The organism is Micromonospora sp. LOL_023, from assembly GCF_048060115.1.
In the GTDB taxonomy this organism is placed as follows: Bacteria; Actinomycetota; Actinomycetes; order Mycobacteriales; family Micromonosporaceae; genus Micromonospora_E.
Genome location: NZ_JBHMIM010000206.1, coordinates 1 through 395 on the forward strand (window position 1 = coordinate 1; position 395 = coordinate 395).

The 395-nt window shown below is 71.4% G+C and carries 1 protein-coding gene; it reads left to right on the forward strand.

What is annotated here, in order from left to right:
* A partial coding sequence (locus ACFHVL_RS31490; RefSeq protein ID WP_416632267.1) for a beta-ketoacyl synthase N-terminal-like domain-containing protein occupies positions 1-395 on the forward strand: 395 nt, incomplete at both ends.

The following is a 395-nucleotide window of genomic DNA, read 5'->3' on the forward strand; positions in this document are numbered from 1 at the left end:
TCGTTGGTGGCGTTGCATCTGGCGGTCAACGCGTTGCGAACGGGTGAGTGCGAGCTGGCTCTGGCCGGCGGCGTGACGGTGATGTCCACCCCGGAGGTCTTCGTCGACTTCAGCCGGCAACGTGGTCTGGCGCCGGACGGGCGGTGTAAACCGTTCTCCGACGACGCCGACGGCACCGGCTGGGCCGAGGGCGTCGGCGTCCTCGTCGTCGAACGGCTCTGCGAGGCCCAGCGCAACGGTCGACGGATCCTCGCGTTGGTGCGCGGCAGCGCGACCGGTTCGGACGGTGCCAGCAGCGGCATGTCCGCGCCGAACGGTCCGGCCCAGCAGCGGGTGATCCGGCAGGCGTTGACGGCGGCCGGGTTGTCGACGGCGGACGTGGACGTGGTGGAGGC